This window comes from Kordia sp. (assembly GCF_050633145.1).
Classification (GTDB): domain Bacteria; phylum Bacteroidota; class Bacteroidia; order Flavobacteriales; family Flavobacteriaceae; genus Kordia.
Map to the genome: position 1 here is coordinate 14,787 of NZ_JBOEFY010000001.1, position 17,063 is coordinate 31,849.

Genomic DNA, 17,063 nt, shown 5'->3' on the forward strand with positions numbered 1-17,063 from the left:
TTTCTGGGTTAGGGATTACCATCATACTATTACATAGTATAAATGCATTATTAATATATAAAGCAGCTATTAATCAATAGGTGTCATTTACTTCATTTGTGTATAAAACATTATCCGTTACATCCTTCGGTTTCGGCAATTCCTGTCGCATTTCCAACTAATGTTCGGCCTGTATTTGTAGGGCATACAATTACTAAGATAGTCTCTTCATTCTCCCTCCATTTAGATTTAAGATCAGCAATACATCTTTCATCATAAGTTTGTTCAGTAGTATAGCCGCCCATGATGGTATTTACATGATCAATTTTTGCGATTTTTATTTTTTTTAATTTTAAATGTTTCATAATGCAAATATTTGTTTTAGTTAATAGGGACAAGATGGGAAATATTTTTAGAATCCACTAATTTTTAAGTTGATGTTTTATAAAATATCAATTTTGTATCTTATTGATTGTTAATACTTTTGATGTATTTAGACGGTAGCATTTTGGTTTTGGATTTAAAGGCTTTGGAGAACGTTTCTTGGCGCTTAAAACCAAATTCTTCCGCAATTGCTTTGATGGTATATGCTCTTAATTTTGGATCATTTTTTAAGCGAATTAGTGCAGCATTGATTCGTAATTCGGTAAGGTAAGATTTAAACGGTTTTTCTTTATACGTATTAATTACATTTGATAAATAAGACGTATTGGTTTTTAACTTTTTTGCCACAAAACCTAAGGTACAATCTTGTCGTAAATAATATTCTTTTTGCTCAAAACTTTCTAAGCCTTCCAAAATTTTTAAGACACTTTTATCTGTAATAATTGAAGCAGTAGTTTTTGCGGGTTGTGTTTCTGTTTTAGCTTGCTCTAAGGTATCTATAGTTTGTAAAAGCTCTTGAAAACGTTTTGTAGCTTGCTGTTGTTTTTTTCTATACAAAAAGAAAAACAATAGCAGCGATAAAATTAAAATCGCAGAGATACTATACCATAAGGTCGCACGACTTTTTTGTTCTTGTACATCATCATCCAAAGATTCTATCTTTTCTTCTAAAGGTATGATGTCACTTTTTTTATGTAGTTCATTATTAGCTTTTACATTGATACTATCATATTTCTGATCAAATGTTTCAGCTAATTTTTGATTTTCAATACTCTTTTTCTTGTCACCTGTTATGGTATAACAAATACCTAAGGAACGATACACTTCTCTTAGTTCGGGAAATTCAAAATCTTCTTTTGCGGTAATGGCTTTAATTTTTTCAAAATACTTAATAACACTATCATATTGTTCAAGTTTATGATAGCTTTTACCTAAATATAGATACAGTGTTGTTAAAGACTCATCATTACCATAATTATAGATAGGTGTTAATAAAGAATATACTTTTTCGATGCTAGATTGATATAATTTTTTTTGATAATTTATAATAACATTGCCCTCTGATAAGCTAAAGTATGCATCTTTATGCTTTTCTAAAGAAGATTTTTGTAGGCCTTTAGCATTATACTCCTCTGCTTTTTTTACATTTTTCATCCTCAAATAGATGTCTGATAATGCAACTAAAGTAATGACCTCTAATCTCTCAAGATTTAAATCTTTATATGTGTCAATAGCCTTCAAATTTCCTAAAAAAATCTCGATAGCTTCATTAAGGTCTTCAGTTTGCTTCTTTATCATACCAATGTTATGATCTAATATTAAAGCATCTTTTATATTTCCCATTCGACCTAAAATTTTTTTTGCCTGTATGTATTTATCAATGGCATTATTGTAATCTCCTTTTGCGAAATAAATATTACCTGTTAAAGTTTCATTTTTTAATTCTAAAGAATCATTTTTTATTTTTTTAACAATAGAAAGCGAATTTTCTATATGTATAAAAGCCTTTTCATAATCACCTAATTTTTCAGCTATGACAGCTTTTCTATATAGTGCTTCCCCAATTTTTCTATCATCTGTAGTAGCTTTAATTTTAGCGTAGAGTTCATCTGCATATTTACTAGCTTTTTTTGGATTTTCATATCGATACTTCAAATACAAAGAATCCAGTTCCTTATACGATTTCTGCGCTAAAGAATCTGATTGTGCATGCAGCATTGAAAAGTTACAAAAGAGTATAAAGAATAAAGCTTTTTTGAGAATATAGGGGAATAATTGACTATCAGACATAAAATAAATTATTGAAATTATCCAAATATAAAGAGAAGTTCCATTCCATTGAAGAAGAAAAACCTCCTAAATATATTAATTAGCGTTTAGATGGTTTTGTAAACATACAAAAATGAAAAAACTTATATACAGTATTTTATAAAAACACAATTGATCTTTTATAAAAGGTCAAGTACTGTCCTTTGTTTATCTGCATTTACGCATTTTCTTTGAATCAATAATTCGTTGAAATATTTACTGCTATGAGAACATCTTAAAGCTGAAAATAAAGAAACCACATTCCTTTTTTACTACAAACTTAACGAAGAGTTACAAAAAACACATTCCTAAGATCAAACGAAAATATAGCTATATCACATTTAATATTAACATTTAAATTAAAACCACAAATTATGAAAAAACAGAATTTAAAATCATTGACACTTAACAAGAAGTCTATTTCAAACCTAGAAGTTACAACTATTTCTGGAGGAAAATTCACATGGATTGTTAATACTGAATGTTGTGATAGTAGAAACCCACGTATCTGTCAAGCTCCAAAATCAGTAGAATGCGTTCCAGTTACAATGGTTGGATGTTAGTTTTAAGCAGACAACAATAACCTTAAAAGCGAACTTCGGTTCGCTTTCTCTCTCTCTTTTGAATATACATACAATTAGAGATGCTTTACAATATAATCACTTCATTTTTAACATTAAAACCATTATTATTATGAAAACAAAAAATAATTTACTTTTAGTAGTATGCTTAATTATAGTAAACTTCACCTATTCGCAAACTAATACATTTCCATTTCCTTCTAGCGGAGATGTTGGTATTGGAACTTCTGTACCTGCAGGAAAACTAGATATAAATTTAGGAGGCAACTTTCACACGAAAGAAGCTGGTGTTAGAATAACAGTTCCAAACGCCGTATTAACAGATGGCGAAAATGATAACACTAATGAAAGTATTTTTGAAATTAGACGTGATATTAGTGGAAATCTACCTGGTCCTATTTACAATACACAATTAATCCTAAATCATCAAGGAAGAGTTGGGGTTGGAATTGAAAACCCTAGAAGTAAGTTACACGTTCATGATGGTAGAATCCATATTACAGGGAACAATTCTTTTGGAGGGCCAATGCTTCTTTTTGGAGGTACGCAAAACAATGCGCCAAATGGACAATGGGGAATTGAATATGTATCTGGAGGTGTTTCAGGGCTTAACTTTTGGAAACCTGATGGAAGCACAAATGGAAATAATGGAGGAGGATTTGGAAACTATTATATGTTCTTGGCAGATGATGGGAAAATCAGTATGGGATTGGACCCAAATAACCCAGATAATTTTCCAAGAGCTACTTTTTCAGGAGATTATAACTTATACGTAGGAACAGGAATATTAACAGAAAAATTAACTGTAGCACTAAGGTCTACTGATGACTGGGCAGATTATGTTTTTAAGGATGATTATAATTTACTACCACTAAATGAAGTTGAAAAACACATCAATGAAAAAGGACATTTACCAAATGTTCCTAGTGCAGAAGAAGTTGCTCAATCTGGAATTAATGTAGCAAAAATGGATGCCAAACTATTAGAAAAAATAGAAGAACTTACACTATATGTTATTCAACAGCAGAAAGAGATTAAACAACTTAGAAGCTTAATTGAGACCTCTACAAAGAACAAGCAATAACTTTAAAATTATGAAACAAATTATAAAACAAGTTATTAGTGTCATCTGTATTTGTTCGTTCGTTACAACCTTTGGTCAGACATCTGATGAAATTGAAATCATAAAACAACAAACCAATGTTGAATATCTCAAGACATTAAGTAGGGAATTTGAAAATCAATATCGCTCAGATAAAAGAAGAGCTTTGGAAATGGGATGGCCAGAAAAAGTGGTGTTACCTAGCGGCAAGACATTGTATTTGCAAGGAATGCTTGATGCTGAAACACCACTTTATTACACTACAACCAATAGAGAAGCAGGGATTACAACACGGGCAAATAAACTATATTCTGGTGGAGGTTTAGGGCTTTCAGTACATGGAGAAAATATGACAGCTGGTGTGTGGGAACTTGCAGCTATGCGAAAGACCCACAAGTATTTTGAAAGTAGAGCAATACAAATGGATGGTGCTCCGGAACCCCTTACACTCACTGTAGAGTATGACCACGCAACACATGTAACAGGTACTGTAATTGCATCTGATCAGTTTGAAAACGGAAGCGTTAGAGGAATGGCATTCAAAGGAAATGTTCATGCGTATAATATAAATCATAGTGTTGAAACTTCAAAAATGGCAGAGGCTGCATCTGAAGGATTATTAGTATCCAATCACTCTTATGGTCTTTCACCTTTTTATAATAATGACATAACACCTATTCTTAACTATAATTTTGGAAAATATACTAATAGTTCTGCTAAATGGGATGAAATCATGTACAACGCTCCATTTTATCAAATTGTAAAATCGGCGGGAAATAATAGGGGTAAAAAAAATAATCAAGGCATACTTCACCCTCAAGTTGGGCTTAAAGGAGGTTATGATTTATTAGCAACGCAAAGTGTTTCTAAAAACGTTTTAGTTGTAGCTGCCACAAAAGAAGTATCTGAATACAATAACTCAGATTCTGTTAGTATGACTGATTTTAGTAGTTGGGGTGCAACAGATGATGGAAGAATTAAACCCGATATAGCTGCGCAAGGGCTTAACGTAAAGTCATCATCTGCAGAAGGAGATAACGCTTATGATCATAAAAATGGTACTTCCATGGCTGCGCCAAGTGTTACAGGTACATTATTATTGTTACAACAACATTATATGAATACGTATAATGCTTTTATGAAATCGGCAACCTTACGAGCGTTGATTATTCATTCTGCCGATGAGGCTGGAGATAATCCAGGACCGGATTATAAATTTGGATGGGGATTGATGAATGCAAGAACAGCAGCAATAATTATTTCTAATAATCAAGATAAATATTTTATTAAGGAAAATACTTTAGAAAATGGAGCTACAGATATTATACGCATACTACCAGATGACAATTCTTGGGGATCATACATTGTAGCAACTTTGGCCTGGACAGATCCTAAAGGAACACCTATTCCTGGTAATATAGAAGATGATACAACACCTATGTTGGTAAACGATCTTGATATACGAATTACCAATGGGACTACTACCTTTTATCCATGGAAATTAGGTGGGCTTTTTAATCTCCATGGAGCAGCAACTATGGGAGATAACAGAGTAGATAATGTTGAAAAAATTCAATTTTACTTACCTCCATCAATGGCAGGTGAAGAGTTTATGGTACAAATTTCCCATAAAGGATCTTTACAAAATGACCATCAGGATTATTCTTTAATTATTACAGGAATCAAAAGGAAAGAGTGCCCAGAAAACCTTTTAATTTCCACACCTGTAAATGCAAATGACGTTGATTTGCGTAATGCTAGTGTAAAAATAGAAGCCAATAATACTATTGCAGCAAACGGATTAGCTATCTATCATGCAGGACATACCGTTGAGCTAACTAGTGGTTTTAAGGTTGATGCTGGGGCAAAATTTAAGGCTTATATTGAAGGATGCTCTAACATTTTTAAAAATAAGTCTGTAAAGCCAAAAGAAAGAAAAGTGGTTACGTATGATATAAAACGTAGTGATGATTTAGAAATTGAAAAAGGTGATATACGACTCTATCCCAATACTACAAATGGTTTAACAACGCTATATCTTGACTCTTTTGATGAAAATAACCCCAATTATGATGTAGAAGTGTACACTTTGGCAGGACGCAGAATGAAATCTTTTAAAATGACACAACAAACCGCTCAATTTGATATTAGTGATTTAAGTAGTGGTTTATACTTAGTTAAAGTGATAAATGGAAATACCATGTACACTAAAAAGTTGATAAAAGAGTAAATGACACAAAAATTAGTATTTAATCATATATAAATTATGAAAAAAAAATTAACGATAATCATCTTATTAATAGCTGTAAAATTCTGTTTTTCACAACAACAAGAATATTGGTTCTTAAATAATCAAACTGTAGATGTTACAAACAATCAAACTGTGCCTAACACTTTTGGTAATAATACAGATTCTGAATCGGTAACGAATGCTATTTACGATCAAAATGGAGATGCAGTGCTTTATGTAAGTAATTATGCTGTTTATAGTCCTTCTGGATTAATAGGATACATAACGCCTCAAAATGCAGCTTGTGTAAATAAAGGGAATGAAGTGGAAATAGTTCCTGTACCTCAGTCTCCATGTAAATATTATATAGTATTCAATGCGTATGTTGCTGGTCCAAATCCAAATTGTCCTTGCTGTTTTCCTCCTATACATGCTTTTTATGCGCTAGTTGATGTATCAGCAAATAATGGATCAGGTTCTATAGTAAATATTCAAGAATTAACACCTAATGCTACTGGTGAACGTTGCAATATTGCTATAGCTAAAGAGAACAATAATAAAAGGAATCTTTATGTAACAACGAGCTCAAATATTTCAAAATTTGAAATATCTTCTAATGGAATTACCTTTCAAAATAATATTTACTCCGATATTCTGAGTGCTCAAGGAGAACTAGATTTATCGCATCAAGAAGACAAACTGGCAATTAATACGATCAATGGTCTCAAAATAATTCACTTAAATACCAATGGAGATTTAGATAATTTTTCAGGGAATCAAGGTAATGGAGTGTCTGAATACGGGATTGTAAGTAGTTTTATTCCCGGAACTGAATTTTCTGTAAATGGTGATTATTTATATTATTCTGATGATAATGACATCTATCAATTAGAGTTAGTTTCTGGAAATAATACGACATTTAGCACTGTCACTTCCGATTATAGTCATTCTCAGTTAGAATTAGGTTTTGATCTAAATATTTATGCGGTCTCAAATAATAATGAACTTGGGCAAATATTAGCAATCAATACCAATACGCCTTCATTTAATCCAAACTACCTCAGCGTACAAGCTGGTCTTACAGATGGATCTTATAATATTAAAACGTTACCAGATCAAGTAGATGGTGCAGATTACAGTACCTTTTTTCAAGATTGTTGTATTAATAATGATATTGTTATTAATCTCCCAAGCACTATTTCTATGTGTGATGGTAATTTCCAAGAAATATGTGGTCCAATAGCACCTAATGGCGCTACCTATACGTACCAATGGTATAGTACACAATATAATCCTTTTCCAACATCTGTATTAGAAGGAGAAGAAATGTGTTTTACACCATCTCAGATAGGAATACATACATTAATAGTTACTGATGAAAATGGGTGTACAGCCAGACATACAATTAAAATATTAGAAGGTCTTCCGCAACCCGATTTAGGAGTTATAGATTGTGAGCAAGTTCCAATCGGTACTATTAACATACTAAACCAAGGTTTTGACAATCCTGATTATACGATAACTTGGTATCATAATAATCAAGTAGTACAAGTAGGAGGCGAAACATTAATGATGTCTATAGCACAAGGTGAAATTACTGTAACGATATCTGTAGACGGTTGTGAACCTGTTTCAGATACTACTGAAATATATTGCTGCCCTGAAGATTTAGAAATTATTATGAATTGTGAAACAGGAAAATTAGAAGTACAAAACATACCAAACAACATCACTATAAACACTATGTTCTGGGATTTTGACTTCCAAACATTTCCCAATTCTAATAGCACTACATTTCAACCAACACAAGAAGGTGTATATTCTTTTGGAATTATTTTTACGTTCCCAAATGGAGAAGAATGCCATCATTTTATCCATTACGACTATAAAGAAGATTATTGCTGTGAAATTACCGGATCTCAAGCAGTAGCCAGTTTATCAAATGTAACTAACTATTACAATGTACCTCATACACCATATGGACCAATGGAAATTCCAGCCCTATGTGAAAGAGTAACACTCGATGGTTCTCTGAGCACCTGTGAAGATGCGTATTATATTTCAGTAGCTGCATTTGATCCTATTACTTGGAGTAATGACCCAACAGTGAATCCAAATCCTATTTATCAAGGATGGACACAAGGACAAGCACCAAATAACATAGAATTAACCCAGCCTCCATTTAATTTGGTATTTGATAATCAAACATTTTATATGATACAATTTGCTGTAGGTCCAGATTGGGATGCTGAATATATTCTGTTCTGGTATGACTGTGACGTTAAGAGAAAAATGGTCATTACACCAAACCCAACTCAAGGTGAATTTACAGTTTCTATGATAAATAATAACAAAGAAGGTTCCGTAGAAGTATTAGATTTATCTGGAAATAGTATTCTTAAAAACTCGGTTGATGGAGAAAAACCTACAAGTCTTAACATTACTAAAGAAAGACCAGGAGTTTATTTTGTGAGAATATATATTGAAGGAGAAGTATACACTAAAAAAATAATAAAAAATTAAATCTTTGCTTTTATTAGCACATTATTTTTATTCAAAACCTGTGATTTAAAAATCACAGGTTTTATTTTATATAAGCTTTAATAAAAAGAAAGAAAAGTGTTAACCGAAAGCAAGTTTTATACTATTTATAAAATTCTTTAACTCTAAACATTTTTTTGTAGATTTAACAAAACTCCAACCTGTGAAGAAAGCTGCTAAAATCATTGGAATTATATTGCTAATTATTCTAATTGTAGGATACATTTTTTATAGAACATTACTCCCAACCTACGATGGAAGTTTTGATATTGACAACGTACAAGAAGAAGTTACAGTTCATTACGATGACTACGGAATTCCGCATATTTACGCCAAAAACGAAGCTGATGCCTTTACTTCTTTAGGTTTTGTACACGCACAAGATCGTTTATGGCAAATGGAATTGATGCGCAGAATTGCACCAGCAAGATTATCAGAAGTATTTGGAGATGCTACTGTTGATACAGATCGTTTTTTTGCAATAACTGGCATTGATGAAGCTTCAGAAGCAACTGTACAGGCACTAGACAAAAATTCAAAGAGTTATAAATTAGCACAAGCGTATATCAATGGAATCAATCAATTTATAGAACATGGCGCTACGCCAATTGAATTCTACTTAACAGGAATTGACAAAACTGAGTTTACCGTAAAAGACATTCACAATATCTTTGGATATATGGCTTTTAGTTTTGCCATGGCACACAAAACAGACCCTTTATTAACAAGCATTCAACAAAAATTAGGCAACGAATACTTAGCCGATTTAGGTATTAGCGTCGATCCAAACACTACACTTTTACAAAATTATCCTGCAAAAGATACTGTCAAAGTAAAAAACACCTTAATTTCTGCTGTTGATAAAGCTTTAGATCCATTGCCAATTCCACAATTTATTGGAAGTAATAGCTGGGTTTTAGCACCTCAAAAAACGGCTACAGGAAAAGTGCTTTTCGCAAACGATCCGCATATTGGATTCTCGCAACCTTCAGTTTGGTATGAAGCGCATGTACACACGCCAACCTATGAAATATATGGTTATCACTTAGCAGGAACACCTTTTCCTATGTTAGGTCACAACCGAAAGATTGCCTACGGAATGACCATGTTTGAAAATGATGATATTGACTTTTATTGGGAAGAAAAAAATGCTACTATTAAAGAAGTTACAAAAACGATTAAAGTAAAAGATGGCGATGATGTTACTGTAACTGTAAAGTTGACGAAACACGGCCCTATTTTAAACGGGATTGCTGATGGAGTTGATTTTGAACAACCAGTTGCCATGTCTTGGGTGTACACACAGCGAAAAAATCAGTTGTTAGATGCTTGCTACACCATGTCGCATGCAACAAATCAAAAGGAATTTGAACAAGCATTAGGCAAAATTCATGCACCAGGACTAAATTTAATGTATGGAGATGCCGAAGATAATATTGGTTGGTATGCGGTTGGACAATTGATTGAACGACCAGCACATGTAAACTCAAAGCTGATTTTAAATGGTATTTCTGGAAACGATGAACCAATCCGTTTTATGGATGCCACCGAAAACCCAAGTGCAACCAATCCGCCATGGAATTATGTATATTCTGCAAACAATCAGCCAGATAGCATCAACGGAAGTTTATATCCAGGATATTATTTACCCGAAAATAGAGGAAAACGTATCGTAGAATTGGTAGAAGCAAACAATAAATGGACAAAAGAAGATGTAATGCAAATGACACTTGATGTTACATCCAAAGTACATGTAGAGACCATTCATGAAGTCCTAAATGTTATTGCAAATGCTGATTTTTCTACGAAAGAAAAAGAAGTGATAAACGTTCTCAAAAGCTGGAACGGCGATAATAAATTAACAGACATTGCACCTACAATCTACCATCGATTCATCTATCAATACCTAAAAAATACATTTACCGACGAACTTGATACAGAAACTTTTGAAATGTTAATTAAAACACACATAGCAAAACGTTTTACAGCACCGCTACTTTATAAAGAATCAATTTGGTATGATATTATTTCTACAGAAGAAAAAGAAACTCGAAAAGACATCTTATTAAAATCATTTAAAGAAACAGTCGTAAAACTAGAAGCGCAATTAGGAAATAACGTTAATGATTGGACATGGAATAAGGTACATACTGTAGAACATCCGCATCCAATTGGGAAAGTAGAAATGCTACGCTCCTATTTTAATGTTGGTCCGTATGAAGTATCAGGAACGCAAGAAGTAATTAATAATTTAGGATTTCACTATGATGAAACTGGAGAATACAAAGTGTATTTTGGACCTTCTACTCGACGTGTGATTGACTTTTCGGATATTGAAAACAGTATGAGTATTTTGCCAACTGGACAATCTGGAAATCCATTCAGCGAACACTATGACGATCAGGCAGAAATGTACATTCAAGGGAAATTTAGAAAGATGCTTCTAAACACTGAAGAAATTAAAAAGACTTCAAAAAACACCTTAATTCTGAACTAAAATTCGGAGAACACTGAATTTTTGATAATTTAGCAATATTGATGATACAAATCTTATGGAATACAACTGCAACGAAATTGTACTAGCTCAAAAAAGTTTTTTTAAAACTAGGCAAACGCATGACATTTCATATCGAAAGAAAACGTTGGCAAAGCTTTTAAAAGAAGTCAAAAATCGTGAAAATGATATTTGTGATGCGCTATATGCTGACTTTAAGAAACCACAGTTTGAATCAATTATTTCAGAAACAAGTATTGTAATTTCGGAGTTAAAATTAGCTATTAAAAAATTAAAATCCTGGGCGCGTCCAAAACGTGTATGGCCAGCTTTACTTAATTTTCCCTCCAAAGATCGTATTCACTCAGAACCGTATGGAACTACATTAGTTATTGCTCCTTGGAATTATCCGTATCAACTTGCACTGGCGCCTTTAATTGGTGCTGTTGCCGCAGGAAATACTGTAGTTTTAAAACCATCGGAACTCACGCCACATACATCGCAAATTTTAGAAGAAATCATTACAGCCGTTTTTGATGAAAATCATGTAAAAGTGGTGCAAGGCGGTGTAGCCATTTCACAAGCTTTATTAGCAGAACGTTGGGATTATATTTTCTTTACAGGAAGCGTGAATGTTGGAAAAATTGTAGCAAAAGCTGCTGCACCAAATCTAACGCCTACAACATTGGAACTTGGCGGGAAAAATCCGTGTATTGTAGATATTCATTCCAACTTTAAACTCACAGCTAAAAGAATTGTTTGGGGGAAATTTTTAAATGCTGGACAAACCTGTATTGCTCCAGATTATTTAATTGTACAAGGACAAGCTAAGTTTGACTTTACAAAAGCATTGATTGCCGAAATAAAAGCTTCTTATGGGGAAAACCCACAAGAATCACCTGATTATCCAAGAATCGTAAATGAAAAGAATTTTCAGCGTTTGGCAGCAATGTTAGACGGACAAGAAATGCTTCATGGTGGTGTTACAGATAAAGACGATTTGTACATTGCTCCTACTATTATAGACGAGCCTTCATTGGATAGTGAAGTAATGCTTGACGAAATTTTTGGTCCTATTCTACCGATTCAAACGTATGCTACTTTAGAAGATATCCGAACTATTATTACGCATTATGAAAAACCTTTGGCTTTATACGTTTTTTCGAACGATAAAAAGTTTGCCAAACGTATGATAGAACGCTACTCCTTTGGTGGTGGTGCTATCAATGATACAGTCACTCATTTTGTAAACCACAGAATGCCTTTTGGTGGTGTTGGAAATAGTGGTACAGGTTCATATCACGGAAAAGGAAGTTTTGATACATTTTCACACAAAAAATCAATTACCAATAAAAAAACATGGTTAGATATTCCTGTTCGATACGCGCCATATAAGGGAAAAATAAAACTTCTTAAGTTTTTTATGAAATACTTCTAAAAGATTTTCTTATAATTTTAGGTTAAAACTCTAAATATAGAAAGTGTATTTTTATATATTGTGGGATAATTATTGGCTTAAAATTCGATATCATTCATTAATGAAAATAACACTACCATTTTTATACATTTTTCTATTTTTCTCTTGTTCGCTTTTAGCACAAGAAAAAAACTTTCAAATTCCTGATAGTTTAGCAGATAAGACTAATACTGAACTTATTTCTTTAATTAAATCTACTAGATATTCTGATCCTGAGGCAGCCAAAATTTACACAAAAACGTATTATAAAAAGGCAATCAAAGAGCAAAATCAATTAACGACAATAGATAGCTACTTTTATTTTGGCCATATTGCTGATATTCAAGGAAAATATAAAGATGCTATTTCATATATAAATACTGGAATTTCTTTAGCCGAAAACGATAGAGATAGTATCTTAGGAAAACTTTATAATCTTAGAGGAATCATACAATGGCAGTATGGAAAAGGGGAGCAAGGAATAGAAGATTTTAATATTTCACACTTTATTGCTCAAAAATATAAAGATACTGCTAAAGTTAATATTGCAGAAGTTAATATTGCATTGGTAAAAATGCACTTAAAGCAATACCATGAATCCTTGAAGACATACAGAAAGATGTTAGCTATTTCCGAAGATACTACTCGGATCAGTAAAAACTCTAGAGTTAGTCTGTATATGGGACTTTGTGATAATTTTTTACACATGGGAAAACTTGATTCTGCACTTGTGTATATAGACAAAGGGATTAAAGAAAGTCTTCGTATTAATGATAATGAATCTATTAATTATCTATATCCTCGCAAAGCATTGTACTATTACTACAAAGGAGATATTGCAAAGGCATTGAAACTATTAAAAAAGTCTGAGAAACTAATCACCAAACTTCAAAAAGATGACAAAAGAAATATTGGAGTCTATTACTATATGGCACAATGCTATTTTACATCTAAAGATTATCAAGCTGCTATTAAAGCTATTGAAAAAGCTTTACATATTGTTCAACGAGAAAATAACACAAGTTCTGAACAAAAAAATAATACCACAATTTCTAATGACGCAATTGTAACGATTTCTGATAAAGATCTTTTTGTTCCAGATGAATATATTTTTTTATTAAAACTAAAAGCACGCTGTTACGAACAATTAGGTGACGAGAAAAATCAAGAGCAATACTTTAATCAATATGCAACGCTTAAAATTGAAAGTAGCAAAAAAGAAGTTCGTATAAATAACTTTTTTAACCTGTTAGATGAAGTCGAAGAAGTAGCTTTTATGGAAAGACAAAAGCTTCGAAAAGCAGCTGCAGAAACTAAAGTAAAATATTTATACTTTATATTAAGTGTTGTTAGTGTAGCCTTTTTAATAGTATACCTCTTTTTTAGAAAAAAAGAACAGCAAAAATCAAAAGCATACAAAGAACTCATAGAGAGGATTTCAAGCCTAGAAACAAAAAGTGTTCAAGAAGCTTCTAAACATAAAACTGCAATAAAAAAAGCTGTAAACATTACGGATGAAAAATTACAAAATATCTTAAAAGGTTTGGAAAAGTTTGAAGCACAAGAATTGTACTTGGATTTAAATTGTAATTTACGTTTCGTAGCCAAAAAAGTAAAAACTAATGCGACTTATTTATCCAAAATTATCAATGAACAAAAAGAGATAAGTTTTACCGATTATATTAATAATCTTCGTATTCAATACACCTTAAAGCGTTTAAAATCCGATTCACTTTTTAGAGCCTATTCTATCAAGTCTATTTCAGAAGAAGTTGGCTATAGAAGCGCTGATTCTTTTACAAAACATTTCAAAAAACAAACTTCATTATATCCTTCGTATTACATCAAAAAATTAAACCAAGAAGAAGTTTAATTAGCTCCCTATTTTGTTTAGAATAGGGTTGAAAATTTATGAAATCTGTAGTAACTATGGTATGTTTGAAAAATGACTTAGTTGTCAAAAACATAAAATTACACTTATAAAAATTAAATTATGAAAAGAATTTCAAACAAACATTTACAATTAAATAAAATGAGTATTTCTAAATTGAATACAATTTTAGGAGGGAATCCAACAAAAAATACTGCTGGAAATGATGACGATGACCTTCCTGGAGATACTGAAGGAGTTAGCTGTACTACATCTAGATTTACAGTAGACATTGCTAGTAATGACAATTGTTAGATATTGTACTCTAATATTGAATTCTATTAAAATTTCACCAGAGCCATATACTTTCTATTTTTTTATGTATTAAATAAAAGAAAGTACCATTATAAACTTTTTAATACAACTAAAGTTCAGTAGATATAAAAATTAAAAGTTATTTTCTTGTTTTTCTAAGTATAGCTAGAATTTTTATAAACTATTTTTAATCTGCTAGGTTTAATAATAAAGTTTTATATAAAATATTTACTATTACTGACAATAAAAGATCAAATATTTGGTTATATTTATTAGTAAACATATTAATTTTTAAAAATAAAAACTATGAAGAAAATTCAATTAAACAGAATTCAATTAAACAAAACTAATATATCAAAACTAAATGTACAGTTAGCTAATAAAATTATAGGAGGAAGTAGAACTAGTGTAGATATTGATGAAGATAATAGTGCTGACAATAATTGTTAATTTAAATTATATAAAATAGAATATTGTATTACCAGAGAAGTTAATTTCTCTGGTTTTTTTATGCGCTAATAATAACTATCTACTTCGGTTCATATCACTATCTATTTTACACTTAAAACAACTTACAGCAACAGCTTTACTTCCTATTTTATTGTTTCTTTTATGATCTAATTAAATATCCTACAAACTCATAGAAAAAGTAAAAATTATACAATAGCTAACACATACTATTTTAAAAAAAACATACTGTATTTCATATTCAATTCACAACTTACATACAGCAACCCTTTTTTGTTTAATTTAGGGTGTATTCAAATTATAAAACTCTACTAACCTTAGTGTTTATAAGGAATTAAAAGCAATCTCTGTTTTACAATCTATCATTATTTTTCAGTCTAAAAAATTGAAGTCTAATTCGTTTAATTTAGGCTTCTCTTCCTTTTTTTCTAGCAAAAACACACCTAATATTGTTCTCAGATCGATCATTGTGTTGAAAAGCCTAACACATAAAAAATAGGCACATTACATTAACATTTAAATTACTAATTATGAAAAAAAAGAAAATCTCAGGATTATCATTAAGAAAAAGAACTGTTTCTTCTTTAGAAGCTACAAGCTTATCTGGAGGAACAGGATCATATTTTAATTGCTTCACCTTTGCTCCTCCGTGTGTGAGTGCAACAGAGCCACCAGAAGATGATACTTTTTTCTGTCCACCACCACCAACTGGAACAAATCCGCCACCACCACCAAACCCAACAAATATAACTTGTGGATATAGCTGTATTCCTACTGATTGTGGAACCAGTAATCCTAACTAGTTTTTAGAATTAAAATTCACTTCATGAATATTATTTAGGTTAAACATAAAAGAGAATACAATACCATGTATTCTCTTTTTTTGTTCGCGTTAAGATCGTTATGTTTGTATATGACTACAGAAAAAACAGTAACCGAAGCTATTCAGTACAGACGTTCTGTACGCGTTTTTGATAAAGACATTGAAATTGACACCGAAAAAGTAAAAACCTGCATAAAAAACGCTGTATTGGCTCCTACGAGTAGTAATTTACAGTTATGGGAGTTTTATCACGTTACTGATGAAGCTGTCTTGAAACAATTAACCACAGCCTGTTTAGGGCAAAATGCAGCAAAAACCGCCAAACAATTGGTTGTAGTTGTAACACGAAAAGATTTGTGGAAACAACGTGCCAAAGCCAATGTTGGTTTTTTAAAGAGTTTATATGGTGATAAAACTAAAGAAGAATACTCTCGAAGAGAAAAATTTGCTTTAAACTATTATCAAAAACTGATTCCTCCTATTTATGCTGAATTTCTAGGAATATATGGTTGGCTAAAATATGCTGTATTTAACTGCATCGGATTGTTTCGACCAATATACAGACAAGTTCGCTTGAGCGATTTACGAATCGTTGCACATAAAAGCGCAGGATTAGCTGCTCAAAACTTTATGATAAGCATGGCAGCAATTGGTTACGATACCTGTCCGATGGAAGGAAGTGACACTTTACGTGTAAAACGAATTTTAAAATTGCCTCGTGGTGCTGAAATCAATATGATTGTTGGTTGTGGCGTTCGTAGTGAAAATGGCATCTATGGACCCCGATTTAGAGTGCCTTTTACAAGTACGTATACGGAGGTTTAGTTGTTGGTTAAAAACGTACAACCACTATACTAAACTGATGCACTTTTCAACTTATAAACTTTAACTTATTTTTTGTTTACACTAAGCCTGTCGAAGTATTGAGAGCTATCGAAATATAAATTTGCAAAGCAAAAAATTTTCAGAGTACTTTAAAGATAGACGCGAAGCGATCAAAAAGCAAAGCGA

The 17,063-nt window shown here is 31.8% G+C and carries 13 protein-coding genes; 11 read left to right on the forward strand and 2 right to left on the reverse strand.

Annotated elements, in window-relative coordinates:
* Positions 1 to 110 precede the first annotated feature (110 nt).
* Entirely contained in the window at positions 111 to 344 is a 234-nt protein-coding gene (locus ACRBBL_RS00100; protein WP_431367001.1) for a hypothetical protein, read from the reverse strand.
* 100 nt (positions 345 to 444) lie between these two features.
* Positions 445 to 2,154, reverse strand: a complete 1,710-nt coding sequence (locus ACRBBL_RS00105) for a helix-turn-helix domain-containing protein (protein ID WP_431367002.1) — start codon at positions 2,152 to 2,154, stop codon at positions 445 to 447.
* A gap of 392 nt (positions 2,155 to 2,546) precedes the next feature.
* Here ACRBBL_RS00105 and ACRBBL_RS00110 point away from each other — a divergent pair, with 392 nt between their 5' ends.
* The 11 genes from ACRBBL_RS00110 to ACRBBL_RS00160 all read left to right on the forward strand — a co-directional run bounded on the left by ACRBBL_RS00110 (position 2,547) and on the right by ACRBBL_RS00160 (position 16,877).
* Positions 2,547 to 2,735, forward strand: a complete 189-nt coding sequence (locus ACRBBL_RS00110; protein ID WP_431367003.1) for a hypothetical protein — start codon at positions 2,547 to 2,549, stop codon at positions 2,733 to 2,735.
* A gap of 130 nt (positions 2,736 to 2,865) precedes the next feature.
* Complete coding sequence (locus tag ACRBBL_RS00115; RefSeq protein WP_431367004.1) at positions 2,866 to 3,837, forward strand: hypothetical protein; 972 nt, start codon at positions 2,866 to 2,868, stop codon at positions 3,835 to 3,837.
* Positions 3,809 to 6,085, forward strand: a complete 2,277-nt coding sequence (locus ACRBBL_RS00120) for a S8 family serine peptidase (RefSeq protein WP_431367005.1) — start codon at positions 3,809 to 3,811, stop codon at positions 6,083 to 6,085. Before ACRBBL_RS00115 ends, ACRBBL_RS00120 begins: the two co-directional genes overlap by 29 nt.
* Before the next feature lie 36 nt (positions 6,086 to 6,121).
* Positions 6,122 to 8,608 (forward strand): T9SS type A sorting domain-containing protein, encoded by a 2,487-nt coding sequence (locus tag ACRBBL_RS00125; protein WP_431367006.1) that lies wholly within the window; start codon positions 6,122 to 6,124, stop codon positions 8,606 to 8,608.
* A gap of 181 nt (positions 8,609 to 8,789) precedes the next feature.
* Positions 8,790 to 11,123 (forward strand): penicillin acylase family protein, encoded by a 2,334-nt coding sequence (locus ACRBBL_RS00130; protein ID WP_431367007.1) that lies wholly within the window; start codon positions 8,790 to 8,792, stop codon positions 11,121 to 11,123.
* A gap of 55 nt (positions 11,124 to 11,178) precedes the next feature.
* Complete coding sequence (locus tag ACRBBL_RS00135; RefSeq protein ID WP_431367008.1) at positions 11,179 to 12,558, forward strand: aldehyde dehydrogenase; 1,380 nt, start codon at positions 11,179 to 11,181, stop codon at positions 12,556 to 12,558.
* 100 nt (positions 12,559 to 12,658) lie between these two features.
* Positions 12,659 to 14,449: a helix-turn-helix domain-containing protein gene (locus tag ACRBBL_RS00140; protein WP_431367009.1), complete on the forward strand. Its 1,791-nt coding sequence runs from the start codon at positions 12,659 to 12,661 to the stop codon at positions 14,447 to 14,449.
* Between the two features lie 120 nt (positions 14,450 to 14,569).
* Positions 14,570 to 14,761, forward strand: a complete 192-nt coding sequence (locus ACRBBL_RS00145; protein WP_431367010.1) for a hypothetical protein — start codon at positions 14,570 to 14,572, stop codon at positions 14,759 to 14,761.
* A 306-nt stretch (positions 14,762 to 15,067) separates the two neighbouring features.
* Positions 15,068 to 15,211 (forward strand): class I lanthipeptide, encoded by a 144-nt coding sequence (locus ACRBBL_RS00150; RefSeq protein ID WP_431367011.1) that lies wholly within the window; start codon positions 15,068 to 15,070, stop codon positions 15,209 to 15,211.
* A gap of 548 nt (positions 15,212 to 15,759) precedes the next feature.
* Positions 15,760 to 16,032, forward strand: coding sequence for a hypothetical protein (locus tag ACRBBL_RS00155; RefSeq protein ID WP_431367012.1), 273 nt, complete (start codon positions 15,760 to 15,762; stop codon positions 16,030 to 16,032).
* A 110-nt stretch (positions 16,033 to 16,142) separates the two neighbouring features.
* Complete coding sequence (locus tag ACRBBL_RS00160; protein ID WP_431367013.1) at positions 16,143 to 16,877, forward strand: nitroreductase family protein; 735 nt, start codon at positions 16,143 to 16,145, stop codon at positions 16,875 to 16,877.
* The last annotated feature ends 186 nt before the right edge of the window (positions 16,878 to 17,063 follow it).